Genomic DNA, 18,859 nt, shown 5'->3' with positions numbered 1-18,859 from the left:
GTAACGTTCAGTTAAGCTATGTTCAGTTAAGAAACAGGAAAATAACTATGAAAGATTATCAACGTGAGTTTATTGAATTTGCTATCGAAAAACAGGTATTACGCTTTGGCGAGTTTACGTTAAAATCAGGCCGAGTTAGTCCGTATTTTTTTAATGCGGGTATGTTTAAAACCGGTGGTGATTTAGCACGTTTAGGTCGTTTTTATGCCGCTAGTTTAATGGATGCAAAAATTGATTTTGATTTGATTTTTGGTCCAGCTTATAAAGGCATTCCAATTGCAACTACCACGACTGTTGCTCTGTACGATCACCATAATATGGATGTGCCTTATTGCTTTAACCGCAAAGAAGCTAAAACCCATGGTGAAGGTGGCTCATTAGTAGGCGCTGATCTTGAGGGTAAAATCATGTTAGTTGATGATGTTATCACTGCGGGTACTGCCATTCGTGAATCAATGGAAATTATTAAAGCACACGGCGCACAGCTTTCAGGTGTTTTAATTGCCCTTGATCGTCAAGAAAAAGGCCAAGGCGAGTTATCAGCGATTCAAGAAGTTGAACGTGATTTTGGTACGCAAGTAGCGTCGATTGTTACTTTAGGTGACGTTGTTACTTTCCTCGAAGAGAAGCTAGCAGAGCAAGGTGCTGAGAATTCAGTATTAGCAGAAAACTTAGCAAGCATTAAGAAATATCGTTTAGATTACGGTATTTAAGTTCTCAGATTTCCAGTGATTTAATTATCAGCCTGTGAACAATTTGCATAAATTTTAACGCCTTTGCCGCATAATGCTGCAAAGGCGTTATTTTTTTGGTTACTATATGACGTTATTGCACAGCTAATTCATCAATAAATTAACAGGAAGTCATTATGCAAAAGGTAAATAAGTATGTGCTATTACTATTCTGGCTGGTAAGTACTTTGTCATTTGCTCAAGGACAGGAGAATTGCCTGAGTATTCAAGGTGACTATACCGCGCTCATTGAATCGGGAAAGTATCGCTTTTCTAAGAAAATAGCTAATGATGAGTCTGTAGTTAATGTTAATTTTAAAAATCTAGCAAGTTATCAGCAATATCTGGCACAGACTTACCAGGAAATTGTAAATAAAAATCCTAAGGCTAGTATGCCTTGTCCGATTGTTACTGATACCTACCAACAATTGGCGAAACAAAATCAATGGTCACAAACACCGAAAATAAGCCAGTTAGTTGCTCCGTTTGAATTAGCTCAAGATAATAATGACAAAGCTATTTTGCTTATTCATGGTTTAACGGATTCACCGTTTTCTTTTCATGATCTTAGCCAGTTTTTCTATCAACAGGGTTTTACCGTACGCACGCTGTTATTACCAGGGCATGGCATGGCGCCGTCTGAGTTGTTGACTGCCGACTATAACGAGTGGCAACAAGCGACAAGGTTTGCCATTGAACAAACGCTAAATGATTATCAGCAAGTCTACCTTGGTGGCTTATCCACCGGCGGGGCACTTATCTTTGATTACTTGATGCAAAAAAAGCATGTTGATGAAAAAATTAAGGGCTTATTTATGTGGTCGCCGGCATCAAAGGCAAAAAGTAATCTCGCTTGGTTGGCTAAGTATATTGACGCTATTCCTTTTGTCGATTGGCTTGATTTAGATGCCGATATAGATTTTGCTAAATATGAGTCATTCCCCTATAACGCAGCTACTCAAGTCGATGCCATAATGAACCTAGTTGCTGGCGAACAAGCCTTAGCGAGTCGGAAAATGCATGAAATTCCGGTATTTGTCGTTGCTAGTGAACATGATCAAACTATAGATACTGAGCACACCTTACAGTTAATTCAGCAATGGCAACTAGCATCACCGCAAGAGCAGATGCAGAAAAGCGTGTTGATTTATTATGGTGATAACAACAAACTGCCAAAAAAATTAGTTAAAGTTATGCAGGTGATTGTGCCGGAATGTTCAGCTGAGAGCTTATGTGATGAGATATTTGATGTAGCTCACATTGCCACGACCAATTCTCCCGATAATCCACATTATGGCGTTAATGGCCAATATAGAAACTGTGGTCACTATGTTAAAGATGCAGCGCGTTATCAGGCCTGTAAACAAAATAAGCAGGTGATAAAAGGGGAAGTAACAGCAATGAACCTTAATCGAGAATTACCAATGCAAAGACTGACTTACAATCCGTATTATCAAGAAATGCTTGCTGCCATGACAGTGTTTTTAAAGGCTACTCACTAACAGTTAGTGATTAACTTGTGTATATCAAGAAAAGATTTTAACGTGAGTATTTCAGCCAAAGCTTATAAAAAATGGCATTACAGCTTGGGTTGTCATCCATTTTTCCATCTCTATCGCAATCTGAGCCGGTCAATGATTTAGCGACTTGTTGACCGTATTCTTCTATATCGGCCTTTGATGGCGTGACGGTCATAGTTACCCTGGGTGACTGTGCAATAAAGTCTGCGACATCTTTATAGCTGACAAATTCTTCTTTAGAAATTAAGTGACTAATATCCTGCGAGGCTGTTTTTTTTGCGCTTAAAGCAAATGATGCTAAGACTAAAATGGCTGTCAGTAATATCATAATAAATTTCATTTAAATCTCTACAGCCTGATGATTTTAGTGTTAGCAGTATACAAGTGAATAATTCCCCGACTCAAGCCATAACCCGATTATTTATCCAAAATAAGCATCCCTAATTTGGGATGAATCTTTATTTTACTCATCCCAAAATTGGGATGAGTAAAGTTAATAACCCTACGAATAATATTAACTTGATGATTTATAAAGTTAAATTTCATGGCATGAGTTTCGCTTAGTTAAACTTATATTAAAAAATAATTTAGGTCTGTTATGGACATCATCAAACAAACTAAGAAACCCATTTATAAAAAGAAAAGCTTTATGACTGCTACTGGCGTAGCAGTATTGGCTGTTTTTCTTATCGCTAGTTCACAAATGCGATTTGCTGGCTTTTCGGTACAAAAAAATGCTGTGATTACTGCAATAGTAGAGCAGGGGGATTTTGATATTAAAATTTCAGGTCCCGGTATTTTAGCACCTAGAGACGTGCACTGGGTTGCTAGTACCGTTGCTGGCAAAGTTGAACGGATTTTAGTAAAACCCGGTGCACAAGTTGAAAAAGGCCAGCTAATTGTTGAGTTGGTTAATCCAGAGTTAGACCAAAAAGTAGAAGAGCTACACTGGGAAGTAGTAGCGATGCAAGCACAAACCCGCGCATTGAAAGTCAGCCAAGACACTCAAGTACTTGATATGAAGGCGAGTACTTTAGATACACAAATGCAATATGAAAAAGCCAAAATGCGTTTAGATGCTGAAGCACGATTAATCAAGGTGGGTAACTCTACCGTTTCGAAGTTAGATTTTGAATCATCTAAATTGACCGTCAATCAATTAGCCAAAACCATTGAGATTAATGAAATGAGAGCAACTCAGTTGTTGCTTAATTTAGCCGCACAGTTTGAAGCACAAACAGCCTTACTTAATAAGTTAAAAAAGAGCTATGAAAGAGCGCAATTCCAACTTTCCTCACTTAACGTTAAAGCGCCTTTAGCAGGTGTATTACAAACCATGCCATTAGAGTTAGGCCAACGTGTAGCGATTGGTGGCAATATTGCTAAATTTGCTAAAAAAGGCGACTTAATCGCCGAATTAAAAGTACCAGAGTTGAATGCTGGCGATATCATAATTGGCCAACAGGTAAGCGTGGATACCCGTTTTAATCAAATTCAAGGCAAGGTCATTCGTATAGACCCAGCCGTAGTGAATGGCACCGTACAAGTTGATGTTGAACTCACTTCAAAACTGCCTGATGAAGCAAGGCCGGATCTTTCTATCGATGGTGAAATATTTATAACCCAGAAGAAAAATAGCCTCTTTGTTAGACGTCCTGCTTTTTCTCAAGCAAAACAAACAATGGCGATATACCTACTTAATAATGAGCAAACTAAAGCGCAACAGACCTCTGTGGAATTTGGCTTATCGTCAAGTGTTGATATTGAAATAGTTAGCGGCTTAAAAGTGGGTGACAGGATCATCGTTTCAGAACAAACCAGTTTTGAGCGCCATCAACAAATTTCATTAAACTAGCCTCATACAAAAAAATGAATTATTAAAGACATTACTAAAAATATTATCAAAAAACATAATAAAAACAACTAAAAAGTAAACTGACAACATCATGAATAATAAGGAATAACCGATGAAAACATTAATTAAGTTAACAAATATAAAAAAAGTATTTTCTACCGACGAAGTGGAAACTCATGCGCTGAGTGATATTAATTTAGAGGTTAAACAAGGTGAGTATTTATCTATTGCGGGTCCGTCGGGTTGTGGTAAGTCTACCTTGCTATCTCTATTGGGGCTGTTAGATACCAGTTCTAGCGGCAGCTATACCTTAGATGGCCATGATGTCGTTGATATTAATGCTAAGCAAAGAGCGGTAATCCGTAATAAAGAGATTGGCTTTATTTTTCAGTCTTTTAACTTGATTAGCGAATTAACCGTTGCTGAAAATGTCGCCTTGCCATTAACGTACCGCAAAGACTTAAATAAAACTGAGCGTACTGACCTAGTCACAGCAGCACTTGAAAAAGTAGATATGGGTCATCGCACTAAACATTACCCTTCACAATTGTCTGGTGGTCAACAGCAGCGTGTTGCGGTAGCTCGTGCTATTGCGGGTAACCCGTCGATAATTTTGGCAGATGAACCTACGGGTAACCTAGATTCAAAAAATGCTGAATTGGTCATGGCTTTACTTGATAAATTACATGCTGAAGGCGCGACTATTTGTATGGTGACTCATGACCCTCGTGGTGCTAAGCGCGCTGATCGTGTTATTGAAATATTTGATGGTCGTATTGTCTCTGACTCGCCTACCTCAGAAACCTATATTGAAGAAGCTGTGGCTTAAGGATAAATGATGAATACTTTGTCAGATATAAATTTCGCCTTGCGAACCTTGATTAAAAACCCTAAGTTCACCGCGTTAACTGTTTTTGTGATGACCACAGGATTAACGCTATGTATTTACATGTTCAGCTTTATCCATGGGTCGTTAGTGGCGCCACTACCCTTTGAAAAAGGCGATCGTATTAGAGCCGTAGACACTATTAAGAGTGGTATGGAATATCAAGGTGCTAGCGTTAGGGTTCATGATTTTGAGTATTTGAAAGAGCGAGTTCAAAGTTATGAGGTGTTTTCTGCCTATACAGTAAATACGGTAAATATTAGTACCAGTGATAGGGCACTTAAATTCAGAGGCCATTATGTGCAAGAAAGCTTTTTCGAAATATCGGATGCCAAGCCACTGTTAGGTCGCTTGATTACTAATGACGATGGTTTGTCGGGTGCAGAGCCTGTGACAGTGATTAGTCATACCATTTGGCAAAACATGTTTGCTGGCGATAAAAATGTTTTAGGTAAAAAGTTAAGAATAAATACTGAGCCAACCACCATTGTAGGTGTAATGCCCGATAGTTATCAATTCCCGAGTGCTGGTCGTATTTGGTTACCTTACACTACAACGGCTAAAGGTATTGCCCGTAAAAATGGTCGATCTGTTGCTGTATATGGCGTGTTAAAGCCAGGTATTAGTGATGAACAAGCGAACATTGAATTACGCGGGTTAATGGCTGAATTAGAAGAAACTTACCCTAAACTAAACTCCAATACTTCGGCGCATGCTTGGACGTTCCAAGCGGCAGCTATGGGTAGTGGTACGCAAATTGTTATCCTAGCAATGGAGCTATCGGTAGGGTTTATTTTATTACTTGCTTGTATCAATGTAGGTAACTTATTATTTTCTCGTGCAATCGAGAAAGGTAAAGAAACAGCGATTCGAACCGCGTTAGGTGCACCTAGAGCAAAGTTGGTCATGCAAATGATGTGGGAGTCTACCCTTATTTGTATCATTTCAGGTGTTTTAGCGGTACTTTTTGCCGGTTTATGGCTGGAACTTACCAATAAAGGTTTATTGTCTTCATTCCCATTTGAACCGCCTTTTTGGTGGCACGTTCAAATTACGCAAACGTCTATTATCGCAGCAATTGTTATCACGTTAGTAACGGCTTTTATTACCGGTATATTACCTGCGTTGAAAGCAACCTCAGGTGACTTCAATGCCACCTTAAGAGACGGTACACGTGGTGCACAAAGCAAGTCATCAGGTAGATTAAGTAAAGGCATCGTTATTGCTGAAGTAGTGTTATCTTGTGCATTATTATTACTTTCAACAGGCATGGTCTATTCGGTAAACCAGCAAAATAATATTGATTATGGTACCAGTGTTGAGAATATATTTACTGCGCGTGTTGGCTTGCCTGAGGCTGAATATAAAAGTGATGAAAAAAGATTACAGTATTATCAAAACTTAAAGGCTACTTTAATCTCCGAGCCTGAAATTTCGGCGGTAAGTTTCACACAAGGCTTACCGGGAAATGATGTCCCCTATCGAACTATCTCTCTTGAGGGTGTCGATTATGGTAGCAAGCCGCAATATCCAAGTTCAAGTTATGTTGGTGTTGCAAATAACTACTTTTCAGTAATGGCGATGAATTTACGAGAAGGCCGAACATTTGATTCAAGAGATAAGATTGATAGCCCATTAACCGCAGTGGTTACCGATAATTTTGTCAATAAATTCTTTAAAGACGGTGTTGCTCTGGGTAAACGTTTTAAGTTTTCGGATTCAGATAACGCTTGGTATACCGTTATTGGTGTCGTTAATGATGTGATTTATGGGCAGCCGATACCATTAAATATTGAAAAACCAACCGCGTTTCTCTCTCTCCAGCAAGCACCCACCCGTTTCGTTGCAGTCGTTATTAAAACGACGGCTAACGATGCGCAAGACGTCACTGGTTTACCTGAAATGGTTGCTAATATTACCCAAAAAATAGAGCGTGATGCACCAGCGTATGATGTTAAAACCTTACGAAGCTCTATTATGGCTCGGAATGCGGGTATGAATTTTATCAGTGAGTTATTTATAGTGTTTGCTGCCGCGTCTATGGTGTTAGCGTTCAGTGGTATTTATGGCGTTATGTCGAATACCATCATCCAAAAAACCCAAGAAATCGGTATCAAAAGAGCATTAGGCGCTGATAACAGTGATATTTATAAGCACTTTATCAAACAAGGTTTAAAGCAGTTAGTGATAGGTTTGTGTATTGGTGTGCCAATAGGGATAATGTTGGTGACTATGTTAGAGAAGGCTTCATTAGCACAAGGATCGCTTATGATTTATGTCGGTGTACCTGCATTTATCAGTTTTGTTATCTTACTGGCGGTGTATTATCCGGTAAGTAGAGCGCTGAAGATGGAGCCATGTGCCGCGTTAAGGCATGAATAACGTTATCTTCAACCAAGCTTACATTATCTAACGTTCAAAAAGCCTTTTCTTAGAAAAGGCTTTTTGTCATAGTGACTTATAAAGAAAAATAAAGTACTTAATAGCAGGAAGTTTTTGTGTCCCATATCCTTATCGCAGATGACGATGCCAGTATAGTTGCCGCTTTACGCTTATTTTTAAAAAGCGAAGGTTTTAAGGTCACAACGGCTACCAGTCCAGCTGAAGTTGAATTTTTAATCAAATCTAAAGAAATAGACTTAGCCTTAATTGATCTTAATTATCAGCTAGATACTACTTCAGGAATAGAAGGAGTAGAACTTACCCAAAAACTGAAAAAATATGATGCAGATTTAGCGGTAGTTTGTATGACCGGTTGGGCTACCGTTGAAATTGCCGTGCAGGTAATGCAGTCAGGCGCGGGAGATTTTATTCAAAAACCTTGGGAAAATGATCGATTATTATCGGTTATTAATAATCAGCTAGCGCTTAGGCAGCAAACTAAAAATAATTTAAAACTCACCGAAGAAAATAATAACTTAAAGCAGCAAATTGCCGTTTTAGATGGTCATGATATGGTGGCCGAGTCTGAGGCGATGACAAGCTTGCTCCGTACCTTAGAACAAATTTCTCAAGCGGATATAAATATTTTAATCACCGGCGAAAATGGTACAGGTAAAAGCTTATTGGCCAGCCATATCCATCAATTGAGTACGCGAGCCAATAATACCTTTGTCTCGGTAAATATGGGCGCAATCACAGATTCCTTATTTGAAAGTGAAATGTTTGGTCATGTTAAAGGCGCATTTACTGATGCCAAGGAAAATCGTATTGGCCGAGTGGAATTAGCAGAACACGGCACCTTATTTTTAGATGAAATTGCTAATATCCCCCTGGCTCAACAAGCTAAGTTGCTTAGATTATTAGAAGAGCACCAATATGAAAAAGTTGGTGCTAGTAAAACTCATCATGCAAACATTAGAGTGATCAGTGCGACCAATAGTAATTTACCAGCAATGGTAAAGGATAAAAGTTTTCGCCAAGATTTACTGTTTAGATTGAATACCTTTGTTGTTGAAATCCCACCATTAAGAAAACGACTTGATGATATCTTACCTATGGCTGAAGCGTTTATAGTGAAATGTGCGACTCGTTATAACAAGGTAATGCCTAAATTGTCAGTTCAAGCTGAGCAGCAGTTATTAGCTTATCAATGGCCGGGTAATGTGCGGGAGTTAAGTCATACTTTAGAAAGGGCCACTTTGTTAGCTAAAGATGAAATATTGATCGAACATTTAATGTTGGTTGAAACTGTTAACAAAGCCGTTCAACAAACTTCATCCGCTAATCACTATGCTTTTGAAGATGAAATGACTATGGATGACATTGAAAAAGCAGTGATTGAGCAAAGATTAAGGCTCAATAAAGGTAATGCTTCTGATGCCGCTAAGTCATTAGCGATGAGTCGCAGCGCTTTTTACCGTCGCTTAGATAAGTTTGGACTGTAAGCAATGGCTAATAGCTCTTTTGAAAAGCGAATATTTACCACAGTATTATGGGCTATTTTACCCTGTTATTTTCTAGCGATTTTTTTACTTTGGTACATAGATACCTCCTTTTATTTGCAAGCACTGGTGACTATTTTCTTGTCAGCCATTGTCGGTTTTTCTTTTCATCATTTTTACTATGATATTAAAGACCAGTTTATTTCACTGGCCAACCTTGTCGAAGCGTTGAATATTGGTGACTTCTCATTGCGTGGCAAAGCTGAAGAGGGGCAGAGCGGCCACAGTGATTTGATCAGACAAGTCAATAAATTAGCGGATTCACTCACCACAGCTCGCTATGACTTTAAGGAGAGTCAGTTGTTGCTGGCTAAGGTGATTAAACAAATTAAAGTTGCCATTATTACCTGTGATCAACAGGGTAAAATTACCATGGTAAACCCAGAAACAGAGTTATTACTGGGATTAAATGAGTCCAAATTGCGCCATAAAACATTAACGGATGTCAATTTAGGGCAATTGAGTAAACTGAGCTCTAATTCGATAGAAAAACTGACATTTGGCTCTCGCACCGCCCGTTGGCATATATTTAAAGACGGTTTTCGTGATCAAGGTAAGCAACATAGCTTATATATTTTTTCAGATTTAGATTTATTACTCAGCCAACAAGAGCAAGAAGCATGGAAGAATTTGGTTCGCGTTTTAAGTCATGAAATTAATAACTCATTAGCACCGATTATCTCGTTAGCTTCAACCCTAGATAAATTAACTGCGCGAAGTGATATAGACCTTGAAGATAAAGAAGATATTCAATCAGGTTTGAAAATTATTCAAGATAGAGCCACCAGTTTAAAACACTTTCTTGCCGGTTATCGGGTACTTACTCACTTACCGAAACCGAAACGTCAATCAGTCGATATCATTCCTGTAATTGAGCAGCTGGTATCATTACTCAATTACCCGGTGAAGTTAACATTACCAGAACAAGTAATAATAATGGTCGATGTTGCCCAGTTTGAGCAATGTTTAATTAACCTGTTAAAAAATGCCGATGAAGCTTCAGGAAAAAATAGCGAAATTGATTTGTTAATAAAGGTTAAGGCTAATCAAGTTCTGCTTTATATTTTAGATAATGGCCCAGGCATACAGAACTTAGATAATGTTTTTGTACCTTTATTTACCACTAAAACTCAAGGTACGGGCATTGGCCTATCGCTGTGTAAGCAGATAATTGAAGGGCACCAAGGGCAGTTGCACCTAGCAAATAGAGTTGAAGGTGGTTGTCAGGTAGAAATTATTTTACCGAAATAAAGGCTAACCCTGAGCGCAAAACTATTTTAAGATGTTGTGCTTGGCCAGCGGTCAAACATTTAGGCGAATTGTTTTGTGAAAAATATTTTAATGATTGAAATAAATTTATTGATGTTATACCAGTTTCATTAAGTTTGTGATCTTGTTGTGCATAGGAAAAATAAATCAGGGCAAGGCGCTCGATTGAGCAATAGCTGGCTATTGGGATTGAGAGTAACGCTGACATGGCGTATTTTAACCAGCACAAGTGAGTAATAATTTAATAAAATTGGTATTGAAGGGAGATAGTTGATGCATGAACCTGAGATCTCACGTTGGACCTTGATTAGAGATATGCTTATTTTTCAAGCTAAGCTAGCTATGGATGCTATTCGTGACTTATTGTTAAGCCCAGTATCAATAATATGTGGGCTTATAGATATCTTCAAAGGCCATACTCTTTCTAAAAGTTATTTTCATAAATTAATGGCCTTTGGTCAGCAAAGTGACTCGTGGTTAAACTTGTTTGGTAACCATGACCATAACAAGAACGCTGTAAATTCAGACGTTATCGGCAGTCAAAAAGCTAAGGTTGATGTAACTGTTGACCAATTATTTTTACAAGTTGAATCATTATTAAAAGATCAGCACGGCCAAGGCGGTTTAACGGCTTCTGCTAAAGCTACCATCGACCGTTATCTTAATAAGATAGTGGCAAACAAAGACTCCGAGCGAGTAAAACAATCGAATTTTTAATAAAGATAAAAACGGCTTCCACACCACATTAAGTCTTATTATCTTAATTTAAACCTTGATAGCCAGACATCAATGCCTGCCAGTTTTTCTCAGTAAAATAAAACTGTGCTAATTTGTTGAGTTCTTTTAAAAACGAGCGTTGTAAACGCGCCATATTGGCTTGTTTCCACTCAGTATTTACTGGGTTAGTGCGCAATTCACCACGATCAAAGTCGATTAAAAATACCTGTTCTTTATCATCTAGCAAAATATTATGGCTATTTAAGTCATGGTGATAAATGCCATGATGATGAAAGCGTTTAATGGTGGCGCCAATGCGTTGCCAAACATCATCAGTTAAAGTCTTTTCACTTAATACTGCCACTAAATCTTGCGCATCTTGAATACGGCTTGATAATAAGTCTGCTTGGTAAGTTAATTTATGGCGAATAACGCGATAGGCAACTGGCTCAGGTGCCGGAAGTTGCAAGGTTTTCATATGACGCAGCAGGGCAAACTCACATGCCGCACGGCTGCTTTCTACACCGCTAAACCAGTAGGAATCTTTGATTATTTTACCAATTAAACCACCACGGTAATAATGGCGCAATACCCAATCATGCTGATTATTGTTGTTATCTTTATAAGCAACAAACCAAGTGGTACCACGTCCTTGAGCAGAGCCAGTAACCGCATCTTGTCGCTGCCAATAACTTGGACTGAGCATCTCGGCAGTGAAATCACTAATAAGGCTTTCATTGAAAAAACAAGTGGTTTTACCTTGCTCAAGCTTAGAAAATTGTTCACTGGTTATCGCTTGGCTCAAGAGTTTTCTCCTAATGGCTTAGTGCTGCTACTTGCTAATAACTCTTGTACTTGAGCTAAGGTTTTATCGCTGGCACCTTGGTTGGCAAGTACTACGTTAAATGCCTTGTCGCCAAGCGATTTTTGTCGTGCTGGTTGTTGTAATAACTTACTTACTGCATCTGCTAATTGCTTCGACGTTGAATGAGTAGTGCTATTAACATTTGAATCATTAACCAGTTCAATAATGGCATCTGCTTGCCTTAACTGTTGCATGATCTCATTGAAGTTACTCATGTTGTGGCCAACGATGACCGGCTTATTAAATAACGCTGGCTCTAATGGATTGTGGCCGCCTACTTCATTGAAGCTGCCACCCATAGTGACGATATCACTTAAAGAAAAAGCCGCCATTAACTCACCTAAGCTATCAAGTAACCATACTTGTTCATCAGTTATCACAGTGTTTTCACTGCGCTTAGCCAATGATAAGTCGTGCTCAAGGCAAAGCTTGACTACTTGCTCAAAGCGTTCGGGATGGCGCGGCACTAGCACTAATAATAACTGAGGATATTGAGCTAATAATTCGTTAAAGGCAGCTAAGGCAATAGCTTCATCACCACTATGGGTGCTGGCGACTAACCAAATAGTTCTTTTGGATTGACTATTATCAGCAAAAAGTAATTTTGCTAACTCGGTCTTTTTTTCTATTACTTGCTCGTTGATACTGATATCAAATTTTAAGTTGCCACTATTCTCACAGCGACTTGCTTGCGCACCTAACTGTAAAAAATGATGTGAATTTTCTTGGCTTTGGGTCAGTATTTTATCGAAACTATTTAAACAGGGTTTAATAAGAGGGCTAATTTTTTGGTAGCTTACTAAAGACTTTTTCGATAACCGCCCGTTGATCAGTAATAATTTAATGTTTTGTTGTGCACACTGTGAAATTAAGTTCGGCCATAACTCGGTTTCCATGAAAATCATCATTTTTGGTTTCAATCTATGTAGAAATAATGCCGTACAAGGCAATAAATCCAGTGGTAGATAACCGTGTTGCACACGCCTGCCAAAGAGTTTGCTGACTTGTGCAGACCCTGTCGGGGTAAATGAAGTAATGGTAATGGGTAAGTCAGGGTAAGTGAGAAATAACTTTTCGATAAAGCTTTTTAGCGCGATAACTTCACCAACACTGGCAGCATGAACGACGATACCAGCTTGCTGGCAAGGTTTTGGAAAAAAGCCCAGTCGCTCAGATATACGCTGACGATATGCCTTATTATTTTTAGAACGAAACAGCAAAAAAATGAGTAGCAGTGGCAGTAATAGCAATAGTAAAATTCGGTAAAATAGCAAGGAAATCATGTCGGTGAATATTGCTCTATAATGAGTTTGTCGGTAGATTATACCAAAGGGTATCCAAATAAGCGTATACCAATTCAAATAACTTTCTTCCCACGCAGCGAGAATTAAAAGGCTTAGAGGCAAGGCATTGATTGAAGAGGATAGTTATTATATTGTTAAAATTAATAACGCTGCATGTATGCATTTTACTTTCTTATTAGGTAAGGCCCTTTTGGCATTTTGCCAGCAATTCGATAACGACACAGCATTTCCTTAAATTGGTATTAGTAATTATGATGGTAAAAGCCATGCAGCAAAAATTAATGAAAGCCTTCGCCATCTGCAAATTTAAATGTCTTTCTTATCTGGGTATCATGATGGTTTATAGCTTAGCTATGCCTGCTTATGCACAAGGTGTATTTCCTGAGGATGAGGTCAAATCAGCTAAGCAAGCTAAGATCAACCTAGCCCTTCAATACCAAGTAAAGTTTAAAGCACGTCCTGACCATAACTTTTTATTAACGGCTGATTATCGTTTTTTCCCCGATAAAGCGTCGGCTAAAAATATGCCCGGTGTTATCGTTTTACATGACTGTGATAGTCAACGAAACAATTATCAAAGCTTATCGACAAGTATTGCTGAACAAGGTTTACATACTTTATCGTTAGATTTTCGCGGCTATGGTAGGAGTGTTGCTCAGGGCTATTCGAAACTAGAAGTGAAAAAACATGCCACTAACATTATTAGTTTTCAAACTGAAATTGCGGTATTGATGTCCTATTGGACAGAAGATTTACTGGCAGCTTATGAATACTTACGTAAAAAAGTTGATAAAAGTCAGGGGATTTCAATTGTTGCTAGTGGTTGTGCCGGTGCTTATGCAGTGGCATTAGCTGAAAAAGTGCACTTAAGCGCTATGGTGTTATTAACGCCTGATATGTCTTATGGCGATAAAGAGCGTTATAAAAATCTGGTTGATATTCCCAGTTACTTTATTAGTTCAGCTCAGCATGCCATAAGCTATGCTACAGCACAGGAGCTCTTTGCTTGGAGCGGTGCAAGACATTCAAAGCTGCAAGTGTACAAAGGTGACAAGCTCAATTACCAGGTCATTAGATCCAATAAATATTTGGTTAATGATATTGCTCTCTGGTTGAAGTTCACTTTACGTTAAAAGCAGGCCAAAGTGATATTCAGGGAGGTTAAGTGAGCAAGAAGGTAGCACTAACGCTCAAAGATGGTATCAAGAATAATAGCAGAATTGGTTCTTTCTACACCTTCAGTTGAGCATACCGTATTGAGTACGTCACTGAGTTTTTCTAGCGTACTGGTTTGTATGGTAACCAATAAGTCATATTCGCCACTTATCGAATGGATATGGGTAATTTGGTGAACTTTTCTTAAGGCGATACAAATAGTTTTTCGTAAGTTTGGCTTTACTTTTAACGAGACATTGGCGGAAATCAAACCACTGGTATATGCGCTGTTGAGCACAACGCTGTATCCTTTAATCACCTTATTATTTTCAAGCTTATTGAGTCGATTTTGTATCGCGGTTCGAGAAACGCCTGTTGCTCTGGCGATATCTGAAACACTTGCTCGGGCATTAAGCCGTAATATTGACAACAATTCTTCATCTTTTTCGGTTAACAAACTACACTCCATTTTACTGACTACATTCATAAAATAGCCATTAACTTACACTTTGACAGGTTTATATGTCAATTTTACTATTAAAAAGGTCATATTACCAAGTTATGCCACTTTTATTGTAGTAGGGTCTGAGTTGATAATATGACTATTGAATGATACCAAACGGATTAATTAATTGACCAACTTAGAGCAGCACTAGCGAGCTTAGAACAAACAAAATGGATTAAACATAGTTATTCTATATTTCATTCATTTTGTGAAGTTATCAGTTTGCTAATGAGCTCCCGAAGGGCGAGTTTAAAAGGCTTACATGCAGCGTTATTGATTTTGATAAGGGAATAACCATTATCTTCAATCAATGCCTTGTCTCTAAGCCTTTTAATTCTAGCTAAGTGATCAATAAATTAGTCCGATTGGTATGACACTAATTATTTAAGGAATTTACATGACTGATTTTGTATCTACGAAAGGTTTTTACTCGCATTTAACTGCACAAATTGAGCAAGTAAAAGAAGATGGCTTATACAAGGCTGAACGTATTATTACTACTGCTCAGCAGCCACAGATAGCCGTTAATACTGGTGAAGAAGTGATTAATTTTTGTGCCAATAACTATTTAGGTTTAGCAAATCATCCAGAACTCATTGCCGCAGCAAAAACTGGTTTAGATGAACATGGCTTTGGTATGGCATCAGTGCGCTTTATTTGTGGTACACAAGATATTCATAAGACCTTAGAGCAAGGTATCAGTGAATTCCTAGGTATGGAAGATACCATTTTATACTCTTCTTGTTTTGATGCTAATGGCGGTTTATTTGAAACCTTATTAGGGCCAGAAGACGCTATTATTAGTGATGCCTTAAATCATGCCTCTATTATTGACGGCGTACGTTTATGTAAAGCGAAACGCTTTCGTTATGCCAACAATGATATGGCTGCTTTAGAGCAAAGCTTAATCGAAGCGGATGCCGCTGGCGCACGTTTTAAATTAATTGCTACCGATGGTGTTTTCTCAATGGATGGCGTTATCGCTAACTTAAAAGGTATTTGTGATTTAGCGGACAAATACAATGCCATGGTAATGGTTGATGATTCACATGCGGTAGGTTTTGTCGGTGAACAAGGCCGTGGTAGTCATGAGTACTGCGAAGTGATGGGTCGTGTTGATATCATCACAGGTACTTTAGGCAAAGCTATGGGCGGTGCTTCAGGCGGTTTTACTGCAGCGAAAAAAGAAGTCGTTGAATGGTTGCGTCAACGTTCTCGTCCTTACTTGTTTTCTAATTCACTAGCGCCAGCAATTGTTAATGCGTCATTAAAAGTACTTGAACTTTTAGCAGAAGGCGGTGCTTTACGTAAAACATTAAAAGATAATGCTGCTTATTTCCGTACTAGTATGGAAGCTGCTGGTTTTACTTGTGCTGGAGCCGATCATGCGATTGTGCCGGTAATGTTAGGTGATGCTAAGGTTGCTAGTGCCATGGCTGATCGGTTATTAGCGGAAGGCATTTATGTTATTGGTTTCTCTTTCCCGGTAGTACCTAAAGGACAAGCACGTATTCGTACACAAATTTCTGCTGCACACACTAAAGCACAGTTAGATCATGCAATTGAAGCCTTTATCCGTATTGGTAAAGATATGGATGTTATCTAGTTAAAAATCACTACTTGTATAGCCCGATATTTGATTGATAATTAATTGGGCTATACAACTTGTAATCAGTTCAAAATTAAAAAGATAGAGAGCGACAATGAAAGCTTTAGCTAAATTAAAAGCAGAACCAGGCATTTGGTTAACCCGTACCGAAAAGCCAAAACTAGGTCATAATGATCTACTTATCAAAATTAAAAAAACTGCTATTTGTGGTACTGATATCCATATCTACAATTGGGATGAATGGGCACAAAAAACAATTCCGGTACCTATGGTGGTCGGCCATGAATATGCAGGTGAAGTGGTAGGTATTGGCCAAGAAGTAAAAGGCTTCACTATAGGTGACCGTGTTTCTGGTGAAGGTCATATCACTTGTGGACATTGCCGTAATTGCCGTGGTGGTAAAACTCACTTATGTCGCAATACGGTAGGTGTTGGTGTTAATCGCGAAGGTTCATTTGCCGAATACTTAGTGATACCCGCTTACAATGCTTTTAAATTACCCGATGAAATTTCAGATGACTTAGCGGCAATTTTTGACCCCTTTGGTAATGCAGTGCACACCGCATTATCATTTGATTTAGTCGGTGAAGATGTCTTAATTACCGGCGCAGGGCCTATTGGTATTATGGCTGCGGCAGTTGCCAAACATGTTGGTGCTCGCCATGTCGTTATCACAGATATTAATGAGTACCGTCTTGATCTAGCCAGAAAAATGGGCGCTACTCGTGCGGTAAATGTCAGTACAGAAAAACTAGAAGATGTCATGAGCGAATTAGGCATGAATGAAGGTTTTGATGTTGGCATGGAAATGTCAGGTGTGCCAATGGCGTTTACTAGCATGTTAGAAAATATGAACAATGGCGGAAAAATTGCCATGTTAGGTATTCCAGGTAGTGAAATGGCCATTGATTGGAGCCAAGTTATTTTTAAAGGTTTAACCATTAAAGGTATTTATGGCCGTGAAATGTTTGAGACCTGGTATAAGATGGCGAGTTTGATTCAATCTGGTTTAGATCTAACGCCAATTATTACCCATCATTACAAGGTTGATGATTTTCAACAAGGCTTTGATATGATGCGTTCAGGTCAATCTGGCAAGGTGATTTTAGATTGGACCTAAATCCGTTATACTAGCTGTTACAAAAGCGCTACCCTAGCTGGGTAGCGTTTTATTAAGTTGAGTAAAACAGAAAAATCACTGTTTCAAGACCGTGATTAAAAATAAAGGTTAATTGAGGAATAAAAAGTGTCAGATAATAGTTTCAAACATATGTCAGTCAGTGCTCTACAAGAAGTTATCGCGGATAAATCACATGTTGTTGTCGATATTCGAGATGAAAACTCCTTTGCTAATGGCCATATTGCCCAAGCGATTCATTTAACCAATGAGTCAATGGCTGACTTTTTACGTGAAGCTGATCTGGATGCTCCGGTAGTTGTTTGTTGTTATCACGGCATTTCTAGCCAGCAAGCGGCACAATTCCTTATTAGCCAAGATTTTACCGATGTCTACTCTCTTGATGGCGGTTTTACTCAATGGCAAACAGAATTTCCTGAAAATATTGAGCGATAATTAGCATGACAAATGAGCCTGCTGAGAATATGCATACTTTACAGCCTCTGGTACAAGTTAAAGACCATAATATTGCCTTACTCTTTAGTAATTATTTACAATCTTTGGGCATCCAAGCTCAGCTTAAGGCAAGCGAAGATCAGGGCTATATAATTTATTGCCCTGAGGATAAAATATCCCAAGCAAAAGCAGAATTTGATGCCTTTATTTTGCAACCCTATGCCGATAAATATCAACAAGCGGCATGGGATAGAAGTGAAGCAGTCACTTTAAATAGCGATGATTTCAGTTTATTCACCAACTTTAAAGAAAATTTTTTAGCCCATGCGGGCATTGTCACCTTAGTGGTTTTTAGCCTTTGTTGGTTGGTCTTTCTTGGCAGTGAACTTGGTTGGGCGCAGCAACTTTTTAATACCTTACAGTTTTACCCGCAACTATCACTTGATGCTTTTTTAGCAGAGCCACTACGTTTAATTGGTCCGGCATTTTTTCATTTTTCTTGGCTGCATATTGTCTTTAATACCATGTGGTGGTGGCAATTGGGTGGCAGCATTGAGAAGACACTAGGTAAAACAACCTTAATAAATATACTACTTATCTCGGCGATTGCTTCTAACCTGGGGCAGTTTTTAGTATCCGGCTCAAATTTTGGTGGTTTATCCGGTGTCGTTTATGCCTTGGTTGGCTTTGTCTGGTGGTTTGGTTATTTAGCACCAGAGCGTGGTTTATCACTTTCTAAGCCTATTGTTGGTTTTTTACTGTTCTGGTTATTACTTGGTTTTGTTGACTTGCTACCAGTGAATGTCGCCAATACCGCTCATTTACTTGGCTTACTCACTGGTTGTTTTTTAGCGCTGTTTACCGTGAAAGTTATCGGCATAAACGCTAAGGAATAATAGTACCTAAATGACTTAGGTACTAGAGGA

At 38.7% G+C, this 18,859-nt stretch carries 17 protein-coding genes; 13 read left to right on the top strand and 4 right to left on the bottom strand.

The window, feature by feature from the left end; translation table 11 throughout:
• Positions 1-47 precede the first annotated feature (47 nt).
• Together pyrE and HRT50_RS09080 are read left to right on the top strand one after the other, a co-directional pair.
• The gene (gene pyrE / locus HRT50_RS09085; protein ID WP_291613638.1) at positions 48-713 is read left to right on the top strand and encodes an orotate phosphoribosyltransferase; all 666 of its coding nucleotides are present in this window, start codon (positions 48-50) and stop codon (positions 711-713) included.
• A 155-nt stretch (positions 714-868) separates the two neighbouring features.
• Entirely contained in the window at positions 869-2,233 is a 1,365-nt protein-coding gene (locus HRT50_RS09080) for an alpha/beta fold hydrolase (protein WP_291613636.1), read from the top strand.
• A 37-nt stretch (positions 2,234-2,270) separates the two neighbouring features.
• Here HRT50_RS09080 and HRT50_RS09075 read toward each other — a convergent pair whose 3' ends face one another.
• The gene (locus HRT50_RS09075) at positions 2,271-2,591 is read right to left on the bottom strand and encodes a hypothetical protein (RefSeq protein ID WP_291613634.1); all 321 of its coding nucleotides are present in this window, start codon (positions 2,589-2,591) and stop codon (positions 2,271-2,273) included.
• A 258-nt stretch (positions 2,592-2,849) separates the two neighbouring features.
• On the opposite strand from HRT50_RS09075, the gene HRT50_RS09070 reads away from it, so the two are divergent.
• The 6 genes from HRT50_RS09070 (at position 2,850) to HRT50_RS09045 (ending at position 10,922) form a co-directional block, all read left to right on the top strand.
• Positions 2,850-4,106 carry an HlyD family efflux transporter periplasmic adaptor subunit gene (locus HRT50_RS09070; RefSeq protein ID WP_291613632.1) on the top strand — a complete coding sequence of 419 codons (1,257 nt, stop codon included), beginning with the start codon at positions 2,850-2,852 and terminating at the stop codon, positions 4,104-4,106.
• A 112-nt stretch (positions 4,107-4,218) separates the two neighbouring features.
• Positions 4,219-4,935: an ABC transporter ATP-binding protein gene (locus tag HRT50_RS09065; protein ID WP_291613630.1), complete on the top strand. Its 717-nt coding sequence runs from the start codon at positions 4,219-4,221 to the stop codon at positions 4,933-4,935.
• A gap of 9 nt (positions 4,936-4,944) precedes the next feature.
• On the top strand, positions 4,945-7,374 hold the full coding sequence (locus tag HRT50_RS09060; RefSeq protein WP_291613628.1) for an ABC transporter permease: 2,430 nt from the start codon (positions 4,945-4,947) through the stop codon (positions 7,372-7,374).
• A gap of 116 nt (positions 7,375-7,490) precedes the next feature.
• Positions 7,491-8,879, top strand: a complete 1,389-nt coding sequence (locus HRT50_RS09055; protein ID WP_291613626.1) for a sigma-54 dependent transcriptional regulator — start codon at positions 7,491-7,493, stop codon at positions 8,877-8,879.
• A gap of 3 nt (positions 8,880-8,882) precedes the next feature.
• Positions 8,883-10,187 carry an ATP-binding protein gene (locus HRT50_RS09050; RefSeq protein ID WP_291613625.1) on the top strand — a complete coding sequence of 435 codons (1,305 nt, stop codon included), beginning with the start codon at positions 8,883-8,885 and terminating at the stop codon, positions 10,185-10,187.
• Between the two features lie 291 nt (positions 10,188-10,478).
• A complete protein-coding gene (locus HRT50_RS09045; RefSeq protein ID WP_291613623.1) occupies positions 10,479-10,922 on the top strand; it encodes a hypothetical protein in 444 nt (147 codons plus the stop codon).
• Between the two features lie 43 nt (positions 10,923-10,965).
• Here HRT50_RS09045 and HRT50_RS09040 read toward each other — a convergent pair whose 3' ends face one another.
• Complete coding sequence (locus HRT50_RS09040) at positions 10,966-11,727, bottom strand: 3-deoxy-D-manno-octulosonic acid kinase (RefSeq protein ID WP_291613621.1); 762 nt, start codon at positions 11,725-11,727, stop codon at positions 10,966-10,968.
• The gene (waaA, locus tag HRT50_RS09035) at positions 11,724-13,148 is read right to left on the bottom strand and encodes a lipid IV(A) 3-deoxy-D-manno-octulosonic acid transferase (protein ID WP_291613619.1); all 1,425 of its coding nucleotides are present in this window, start codon (positions 13,146-13,148) and stop codon (positions 11,724-11,726) included. The genes HRT50_RS09040 and waaA overlap by 4 nt, the downstream gene beginning before the upstream one ends.
• Positions 13,149-13,342: 194 nt before the next feature.
• Here waaA and HRT50_RS09030 point away from each other — a divergent pair, with 194 nt between their 5' ends.
• Positions 13,343-14,224, top strand: a complete 882-nt coding sequence (locus tag HRT50_RS09030; RefSeq protein ID WP_291613617.1) for a hypothetical protein — start codon at positions 13,343-13,345, stop codon at positions 14,222-14,224.
• A 50-nt stretch (positions 14,225-14,274) separates the two neighbouring features.
• Here HRT50_RS09030 and HRT50_RS09025 read toward each other — a convergent pair whose 3' ends face one another.
• Complete coding sequence (locus HRT50_RS09025) at positions 14,275-14,733, bottom strand: Lrp/AsnC family transcriptional regulator (RefSeq protein ID WP_291613615.1); 459 nt, start codon at positions 14,731-14,733, stop codon at positions 14,275-14,277.
• A gap of 415 nt (positions 14,734-15,148) precedes the next feature.
• On the opposite strand from HRT50_RS09025, the gene HRT50_RS09020 reads away from it, so the two are divergent.
• The 4 genes from HRT50_RS09020 to glpG all read left to right on the top strand — a co-directional run bounded on the left by HRT50_RS09020 (position 15,149) and on the right by glpG (position 18,829).
• On the top strand, positions 15,149-16,357 hold the full coding sequence (locus tag HRT50_RS09020; protein ID WP_291613613.1) for a glycine C-acetyltransferase: 1,209 nt from the start codon (positions 15,149-15,151) through the stop codon (positions 16,355-16,357).
• A 97-nt stretch (positions 16,358-16,454) separates the two neighbouring features.
• Positions 16,455-17,480, top strand: a complete 1,026-nt coding sequence (gene tdh, locus HRT50_RS09015) for an L-threonine 3-dehydrogenase (RefSeq protein WP_291613611.1) — start codon at positions 16,455-16,457, stop codon at positions 17,478-17,480.
• A gap of 126 nt (positions 17,481-17,606) precedes the next feature.
• The gene (gene glpE, locus HRT50_RS09010; RefSeq protein ID WP_291613609.1) at positions 17,607-17,933 is read left to right on the top strand and encodes a thiosulfate sulfurtransferase GlpE; all 327 of its coding nucleotides are present in this window, start codon (positions 17,607-17,609) and stop codon (positions 17,931-17,933) included.
• A 5-nt stretch (positions 17,934-17,938) separates the two neighbouring features.
• Entirely contained in the window at positions 17,939-18,829 is an 891-nt protein-coding gene (gene glpG, locus HRT50_RS09005) for a rhomboid family intramembrane serine protease GlpG (RefSeq protein WP_291613607.1), read from the top strand.
• Positions 18,830-18,859: the final 30 nt, after the last annotated feature.

Origin of the sequence: Colwellia sp., from assembly GCF_013215345.1 — a bacterium.
Classification (GTDB): domain Bacteria; phylum Pseudomonadota; class Gammaproteobacteria; order Enterobacterales; family Alteromonadaceae; genus Colwellia.
This window is presented reverse-complemented; position numbering and strand designations above follow the sequence as displayed.

Excerpts from the sequence above, each read along its gene's own strand:
- pyrE (WP_291613638.1), top strand. The coding sequence starts at position 48 with ATGAAAGATTATCAACGTGAGTTTATTGAATTTGCTATCGAAAAACAG.
- HRT50_RS09080 (WP_291613636.1), top strand. The coding sequence starts at position 869 with ATGCAAAAGGTAAATAAGTATGTGCTATTACTATTCTGGCTGGTAAGT.
- HRT50_RS09075 (WP_291613634.1), bottom strand. The coding sequence starts at position 2,591 with ATGAAATTTATTATGATATTACTGACAGCCATTTTAGTCTTAGCATCA.
- HRT50_RS09070 (WP_291613632.1), top strand. The coding sequence starts at position 2,850 with ATGGACATCATCAAACAAACTAAGAAACCCATTTATAAAAAGAAAAGC.
- HRT50_RS09065 (WP_291613630.1), top strand. The coding sequence starts at position 4,219 with ATGAAAACATTAATTAAGTTAACAAATATAAAAAAAGTATTTTCTACC.
- HRT50_RS09060 (WP_291613628.1), top strand. The coding sequence starts at position 4,945 with ATGAATACTTTGTCAGATATAAATTTCGCCTTGCGAACCTTGATTAAA.
- HRT50_RS09050 (WP_291613625.1), top strand. The coding sequence starts at position 8,883 with ATGGCTAATAGCTCTTTTGAAAAGCGAATATTTACCACAGTATTATGG.
- HRT50_RS09045 (WP_291613623.1), top strand. The coding sequence starts at position 10,479 with ATGCATGAACCTGAGATCTCACGTTGGACCTTGATTAGAGATATGCTT.
- HRT50_RS09030 (WP_291613617.1), top strand. The coding sequence starts at position 13,343 with ATGATGGTAAAAGCCATGCAGCAAAAATTAATGAAAGCCTTCGCCATC.
- HRT50_RS09025 (WP_291613615.1), bottom strand. The coding sequence starts at position 14,733 with ATGAATGTAGTCAGTAAAATGGAGTGTAGTTTGTTAACCGAAAAAGAT.
- HRT50_RS09020 (WP_291613613.1), top strand. The coding sequence starts at position 15,149 with ATGACTGATTTTGTATCTACGAAAGGTTTTTACTCGCATTTAACTGCA.
- tdh (WP_291613611.1), top strand. The coding sequence starts at position 16,455 with ATGAAAGCTTTAGCTAAATTAAAAGCAGAACCAGGCATTTGGTTAACC.
- glpG (WP_291613607.1), top strand. The coding sequence starts at position 17,939 with ATGACAAATGAGCCTGCTGAGAATATGCATACTTTACAGCCTCTGGTA.